Below are 3,919 nucleotides of genomic sequence, written 5' to 3' on the forward strand. Positions count from 1 at the left end.
TTTCAATAGAAATAGTGCATTCTAGTACCAATAATGGCAGGCAGAGCAGAATGGCTAATATTATTCCTATTGAACGTTTCATGAGTTGATTTATGAAGATAGCTTAATTATTGGAGCGCTACTATCTGAATTATTTATTTGGCAATAATTGATGTTGTTAGGAATATCTACATTTTATTTGCCGAATGCCATTAATCGAATCACATTACAAGTCACCATTTTGGCTCAGAAATGGTCATCTGGCTACGATTATACCCAGCACTTTTAGGCAAGTTGAAGATGTAGCATACGAAAGAGAAAGGATAATTACTGAAGATAATGACTTTCTGGACATTGACTGGTTGAAGAATGATTCTGACAAACTGGTGGTTATTTCTCATGGCCTGGAAGGTAGCAGTGAGAGACCTTATGTTAAGGGAATGGCAAAATATTTCGCACAACATGGGTGGGAGGTAGTAGCCTGGAACTGCAGAAGTTGCAGTGGTGAAATTAATAAAACATCAAGGTTCTATCATCATGGTGCTACTGATGATCTGGATACTGTGATCAAACATGCGTTAAAGGCCAAGGATTACAAAACTGTGGCCCTTGTTGGCTTTAGCATGGGTGGAAGCCTTACTACCAAATATATTAGTGAGCGAGGTTCCACGATAGCTGATAATATTATGGGAGGAGTAGCCTTTTCAATGCCTGTTAGCTTAAAATCCAGTGTTGATGCACTTTCAACATCATCCATTAAATTCTATCAAAAACGTTTCCTAAAAAAACTGGAAATAAAGGTAAAAACAAAGGCTGAAAAATACCCTGAACTAGTGCAGTACAATGGTTTTGAGCATATTAAATCTTTTATCGATTTTGATAATGAATATACAGCACCTCTACACGGTTTTAAAGATGCCTTTGATTTTTATGAGAAGGCCAGTGCTGGTAAATATATGCACGAAACACAAAGGCCAATTTTATTTTGTAATGCTTTAAACGATCCCTTTTTAGGTGAGGCCTGCTATCCCTTTCAAGAATGTAGGAATAGCGAATTCCTTTATTTAGAAACCCCTGATCATGGTGGGCACGTTGGCTTTACATTGCCCAATTCTGAAGTCAACTATATGGAAGTAAGGGCCTTGGAGTTTTTAGAAGATTTGTTGAAAAAGTAGCGTTATTCGAAAATCTCCTGAACTCTGCCTATTTGCCCATCAGTTAGTCTAACTTTAATACCTCTATGGTGTTTAGGAGATTTAGTAAGTAAATCTTTAACAATACCTTCTGTTAAAGTGCCAGTTCGCTGATCCTTTTTTAGTACAATGGCAACCTTACTTCCAGGTTTAATATTTTCTCTTATAGTTCCGTCCACAATCTTCAATAATTAGTATTTTGCACTAAATTAAATTGATTTACAAATGAACAAAGTCCTTCCTGTTGTTTTATTTTTTGCTTTACTTATCTCTTGTGAAAGTAAAAAGAGCAATGAGAACAAAGAGGTTAATGAATCAATGCCTACAATTAGTGAGCAGCTAATAGGCAAATGGCATAACCTGGAGATCAAAGTTGTTATAAAAAAGGATGATGGCGATTCAGTGGCCTATGTACCACAAGATAAATGGGAGGAGATTTTAAATATCAAACCAATTGTAACGGCATTTAATACAGACAGCACGTTTGTTTCTGAATATATGAGCCTCGAAGGCGAAGTAATCATGACTTCGGCAGGCACATGGGTTATGGAAGGAGATTCACTGATTATGACTGAAAGAGGAAGTGATAATACCTATTTAGCAACCATTAAAAATGACACAGTTTCATTTACAGGTTACATCGATTGGGATCAGGACGGTGCAATGGATGATCTATATTCTGGAACTCAAATAAGACACTAATGAAAAGAGTTAAAGTATTTGTTCCCCTCTTGATTTTTGGAGGTTTGATATATGGTCTCAGCTACGCATGGCGTGCGTTTCCCATAATTAGCGGCTATGGAGCTAAGAATTTATGTACATGTGTGTTTGTGGCTGGAAGAACTCAGGAGTCAGTTTTGGCGGATGAACTTGGTAGTATACCATTAAGCCTTGGAACATATGAGGTCAATTGGTCAGATAGCTCTGCTTCGGGTAATGTTTTTGGAGCGGCTAGCAAGAAAGCCATTTTTAGAAAGGGGCTAGGGTGCACGCTTATTTCTGAAATATCTGAAGAGGAGATAAGATCACAAGAAATCAGTCTTTCAGCCATCGCTTCTGCTCCAGACTCGTTGGTATGGCCATTGGGCTTAACTGAATCAGACACCGTTTTTGAGAATGTGAACTATGAGGCTTTAAATAAAGCTATTGATAATGCATTTCTAGAAGACCAACCAGATGTGAAAATCAACACGCGTGGAGTCGTGGTGCTTTATAAAGGTCATTTGATTGGTGAAAAGTATGCTGAAGGTTTTGACAAGAATACCGCTCAAATAGGCTGGTCTATGACAAAAAGCATAACAGCTACCATGATTGGCTTAATGGTTAAAGATGGGATTATAAAAATAAGTGATAATAACCTCATTGAAGCCTGGAAAGAGGACGAAAGAAGCCAAATTACTCTTGATCAGTTATTAAGAATGTCTAGCGGTCTTGAATGGGAAGAAGTTTATTCAGGGCCAAGTTCAGCTACTAATATGTTATTTAAAAGTGCCGATATGGGTGCTTTTGCTGCCAGTCAACCGCTGGCTTATGAGCCAGATGAACTTTGGTATTACTCCAGCGGCACAACAAATATCATTTCCAGAATTGCCAGAGAAAGGCTGGGAGAGAAGTATCACAACTATTTGAGAGAAAGACTGTTTTCTCCATTGGGCATGAAAACTGCGGTTCTTGAGCCAGATGCATCGGGTACCTATGTTGGTTCATCTTACATGTATGCCAGCCCACGAGACTGGGCCAAGTTTGGTCAGTTTTATTTAAATGGAGGTTCATGGAATGGCCAGCAATTGCTTCCTGAAGATTGGGCTGATTATGTGTCTACACCTACAGACAAAGCTCCTTTAGGAGAATATGGTGCCCAATTTTGGCTTAATGCTGGTGAGAAGGGCAATCCGGAAAATCGCTACTATCCTGATGCACCCACTGATCTTTACAGCGCCAATGGTTTTGAAGGGCAACGTGTGTTTATTATTCCCTCAAAGGATATGGTGATAGTGAGGATGGGGCAGACAAAGGTTCGCGGATCATTCGATTTTAATGAATTCTTAAAATCCGTTTTAGCCGCTGTGAATTAAATATTGCCGATGTCAATAGCATCGGCATAGTATTTTACAACAAAATTGATAGATCGTGATTCTATAAAGTCAATGACATTTTCATTGGCTAAATAGGAGATTTCATAAAACTTCCCATTTAGAGAATAGAGCAGCTTTTTGCAGCCCAGGTGGTGTCTGTCTCCAATAAATTCACCTTTTTGAAAAAGGTATTTCGCTTTTTCTAAAATGGTCATCTGTAGTCATTTAATACTTCTCCATAGAAGGATCAATCTCATCGGCCCAGGCCAAGATCCCACCTTTTAGGTTGTATAAGTTGTCAAGCCCCAGTTTGCCCTGCAGGTAATTCACAGCTTGACCACTTCTGGCACCGCTTCTGCAATGTATTACCACCTTCTTAGATTTTTCAATTTTATCTTCATTCGCAGGTATTTGTCCTAAAGGAATTAGCTCACCATTAAGCGTACTTATTTCAGCTTCATGGGGTTCTCTAACATCAATAAGTTGGAAATCTTCCTTATTCTCCATCATTTGATGCAATTCCTTAACAGTTACTTCTTTGATCATCTTGTTTTTTATTTTACAGAATTCGTCATAGTCTATTAACGATTTGACGGACGCTTTAGTGTTTTTTGAATTCAACTTGATCTTTCTTGTATCAAGTGTTAATGAATCAAATATAAAAAGCTTTTC

At 38.2% G+C, this 3,919-nt stretch carries 6 protein-coding genes; 3 read left to right on the forward strand and 3 right to left on the reverse strand.

The genetic code is table 11. The features are described 5' to 3' along the window. The first annotated feature begins 185 nt into the window (after positions 1-185). The gene (locus tag E1140_RS14795) at positions 186-1,154 is read left to right on the forward strand and encodes a YheT family hydrolase (protein ID WP_155185418.1); all 969 of its coding nucleotides are present in this window, start codon (positions 186-188) and stop codon (positions 1,152-1,154) included. Between the two features lie 2 nt (positions 1,155-1,156). Here the strand turns inward: E1140_RS14795 and E1140_RS14800 are convergent, their stop codons facing one another. Continuing rightward, positions 1,157-1,351 carry a YwbE family protein gene (locus E1140_RS14800; RefSeq protein ID WP_185153614.1) on the reverse strand — a complete coding sequence of 65 codons (195 nt, stop codon included), beginning with the start codon at positions 1,349-1,351 and terminating at the stop codon, positions 1,157-1,159. A 46-nt stretch (positions 1,352-1,397) separates the two neighbouring features. On the opposite strand from E1140_RS14800, the gene E1140_RS14805 reads away from it, so the two are divergent. Together E1140_RS14805 and E1140_RS14810 are read left to right on the forward strand one after the other, a co-directional pair. After that, positions 1,398-1,874 carry a hypothetical protein gene (locus tag E1140_RS14805; RefSeq protein ID WP_155185423.1) on the forward strand — a complete coding sequence of 159 codons (477 nt, stop codon included), beginning with the start codon at positions 1,398-1,400 and terminating at the stop codon, positions 1,872-1,874. Continuing rightward, a complete protein-coding gene (locus tag E1140_RS14810) occupies positions 1,874-3,247 on the forward strand; it encodes a serine hydrolase domain-containing protein (RefSeq protein ID WP_155185426.1) in 1,374 nt (457 codons plus the stop codon). The genes E1140_RS14805 and E1140_RS14810 overlap by 1 nt, the downstream gene beginning before the upstream one ends. On the opposite strand, the gene E1140_RS14815 is transcribed toward E1140_RS14810, so the two are convergent. Further along, positions 3,244-3,462, reverse strand: a complete 219-nt coding sequence (locus E1140_RS14815; RefSeq protein ID WP_155185431.1) for a hypothetical protein — start codon at positions 3,460-3,462, stop codon at positions 3,244-3,246. The two genes, E1140_RS14810 and E1140_RS14815, sit on opposite strands and share 4 nt — an antisense overlap. A 10-nt stretch (positions 3,463-3,472) precedes the next feature. Then, a partial coding sequence (locus E1140_RS14820; RefSeq protein ID WP_281350423.1) for a rhodanese-like domain-containing protein occupies positions 3,473-3,919 on the reverse strand: 447 nt, incomplete at its 5' end.

Source organism: Fulvivirga lutimaris (genome assembly GCF_009711525.1).
Taxonomy (GTDB): Bacteria; Bacteroidota; Bacteroidia; order Cytophagales; family Cyclobacteriaceae; genus Fulvivirga; species Fulvivirga lutimaris.

Coding starts and splice junctions, on each gene's coding strand:
- E1140_RS14795 (WP_155185418.1), top strand. CDS start 186: ATGCCATTAATCGAATCACATTACAAGTCACCATTTTGGCTCAGAAAT.
- E1140_RS14805 (WP_155185423.1), top strand. CDS start 1,398: ATGAACAAAGTCCTTCCTGTTGTTTTATTTTTTGCTTTACTTATCTCT.
- E1140_RS14810 (WP_155185426.1), top strand. CDS start 1,874: ATGAAAAGAGTTAAAGTATTTGTTCCCCTCTTGATTTTTGGAGGTTTG.
- E1140_RS14815 (WP_155185431.1), bottom strand. CDS start 3,462: ATGACCATTTTAGAAAAAGCGAAATACCTTTTTCAAAAAGGTGAATTT.